Consider the following 2,430-nt stretch of genomic DNA (forward strand, 5'->3'; position numbering starts at 1 on the left):
GTAAGCGTCAAATAGTCCCCACCTATGGCCAAGATGGGGACTATAGTAAAATCTAGTTATCAGTTTTCACATAACAATGCTCTGGTAGAGTTTCGGACCAAGGCAGTAGCTGATCGATTGTTTTTTCATTAGTCGTATCCAAGTTAGGAAGCTCCTCGAAAAGAACCTTCAAATAGTGATAAGGATTTAGTCCGTTTTCCTTCGCTGTTTCAATAATGCTATAGGTTAAGGCACTTGCCTTGGCTCCTTTTGGTGAATTGGCAAAAATCCAATTTTTTCGGCCGATCACGAATGGTTTAATCGATCGTTCACTTCGATTATTATCGATCTCCAATCGACCATCCTCTAAGTACACTTCTAGCTTTCCCCATTGATTGCGACAATATTTAATGGCTTGTCCGAGTGCACTTTTCGGCAACACCTTTGGTGTTTGCTGACGAAGCCATGCCGAAAAAGCATCAAGAATCGGCCGACTTTTTTCTAGCCGTACTTGATAACGTTCTTCAAAGGATAAAGGTTTGATTTCTTTTTCAATCGCAAAGAGTCGGTTACAGAATTGAAGCCCTTGTTTGGCCAGGACATCTTTCGTTCGTTCCTGTTCAGGCAACGCTTTGAGTGCTTCATCAAACTTTCGGCGAGCGTGAGCCCAACAGCCCACAAGCTTCACGTTTGGAATCCCATTATAGCCAGCGTAACCATCCACATGTAGATACCCTTTAAAAGGGGATAGAAACTTTTTCGGATGTTTACTTGCTCGTGTCTGTTGATAATCAAACAGGACAATCGGTGATGTTCCTTGACCAGAGCGATAGAGCCAAAGATACGAAGTCGCGGTGGCGGCTCTGCCCGGTTCACGAAGCACTTGTAACGTGGTCTCATCGGCGTGAAGGTGATCCCGTTCCATTAATAGCTGATACATCCGGTCAAAGATGAGTTGTAGCCACGTAGTCGCTCCATATATCACCCAATTCGCGATCGTTTGGCGTGACAAAGACACACCTAATCGGGCAAATTGTTGTTCTTGGCGGTATAATGGTAGACCTTCTACATATTTCTGATTCATGATATACGCCATAGCTGATGGTGAGGCCAAACTCTTTGGAAACACTGGTTTGGGCATGTTCGCCTTCACGATGGGTGTTTCAATGCTTTCACGCTCGCAGCGTCGGCACGCATAGACCGATTGAACGTGTTCAACGACTTTAACTTCCGCTGGAATGACTTTTAGTTCACGACGAACTTCCGTTGTCATTTCATGAAGATCCCCTTGGCAACACGAACAAACCTGCTGTTCTACAGGTAATGAATAGTGGATCATTTCTTTAGGGAGCTTCTCTAATTTGAGATCACGCTCACCCTTGGCCTTTTTACGTTGATACGTAATCGTTTCAACTGTCGGCTCTTCGACCTTAGGGTCAGCAGAAATCTCGACTTCATTAAATAGAGGAAGCTCCAGTTGACCGGCATTTGTTTTTTCACTTGAAGCACCAAATTGACGTTGCTTACTCAGGCGGAATTGTTCCTCATACCATTTAATTTTTGCCGCCAGCTCCGCATTTTGTTCTTCAAGTGAAGAAACACGTTGTTCTAATTCTTCAGTTGTACGTTGAGAGGTCATATCATTGGTTTTCATACCGTTATTATACCATGACCTCTCCCTTATTGGGGCTTAAATAACGGATTTTGCCGTTACTTTGGGGTGTGCGGCTTTTTGATCGATCGGGAGGCCATCTAGTAACCAGCGAAATTGCCGAAGGTTAATCATTTGTGGAGAGGAAGAGGGGTCTTCTGGCCAAGGAAACGTCCCTTTTTCCAAGCGACGGTAATAAAGCCAAAAGCCATTATGCTCCCAATGAAGGATTTTGATTTTATCGCGCTTGCGATTACAGAAGACAAAAAAGCAAGGCGAGAACGGATCAAGCTGAAAGCTTTCTTGTACAATGGCGGCAAGGCCATCAATGGATTTACGTAGATCCGTACTTCCCTTTGCCAAATAAACACGCTCGATCAAATGATGGTGGATCATCCATTTCTCAACACCTTAAGAACACGGTAGAGATGTTGTTCACTCACATCTTCAGGTATCATAAGCGAAAGATCATCCATTTTTAATTCAATAGCTGGATTCGTACTCATCGAGGAAACCTCTAATGTTGTCCACCCATGATGATCGAATTGAGAAGAATCCGCGGATCGGTTCATTTCTGCTTTCAATTTTCTACGCCAGTAATGGAATTGATGTTGTGTAACTCCTTCTTGAGTGGACACCCATTCTGGGATCGTTTGACCACTCTCCTCAAAATCTTCCATACGTGTTTTCCAACGTTCATACTTGTCTTTTCGGTTCATGACAACACCCTTTTCTATTTGATAGAAAGAGTATCTCATAGCTTGGGTATTAGTAGAATGTGTGCGTTATTTGACGCTTAC

At 43.5% G+C, this 2,430-nt stretch carries 3 protein-coding genes; all 3 read right to left on the reverse strand.

The window, feature by feature from the left end; all coding sequences use genetic code 11:
• Positions 1-52 precede the first annotated feature (52 nt).
• From tnpC to tnpA, 3 genes are read right to left on the reverse strand one after another with little or no spacing between them, the layout of a single operon-like run.
• On the reverse strand, positions 53-1,633 hold the full coding sequence (tnpC, locus tag MW695_RS22065) for an IS66 family transposase (protein ID WP_247107607.1): 1,581 nt from the start codon (positions 1,631-1,633) through the stop codon (positions 53-55).
• A 36-nt stretch (positions 1,634-1,669) separates the two neighbouring features.
• Complete coding sequence (gene tnpB / locus MW695_RS22070; RefSeq protein WP_247107608.1) at positions 1,670-2,026, reverse strand: IS66 family insertion sequence element accessory protein TnpB; 357 nt, start codon at positions 2,024-2,026, stop codon at positions 1,670-1,672.
• The gene (gene tnpA, locus MW695_RS22075) at positions 2,023-2,349 is read right to left on the reverse strand and encodes an IS66 family insertion sequence element accessory protein TnpA (protein WP_247107609.1); all 327 of its coding nucleotides are present in this window, start codon (positions 2,347-2,349) and stop codon (positions 2,023-2,025) included. The genes tnpB and tnpA overlap by 4 nt, the downstream gene beginning before the upstream one ends.
• Positions 2,350-2,430 lie beyond the last annotated feature (81 nt).

Source organism: Halalkalibacter sp. APA_J-10(15) (genome assembly GCF_023017105.1).
Lineage (GTDB): Bacteria > Bacillota > Bacilli > Bacillales > Bacillaceae_D > Halalkalibacter.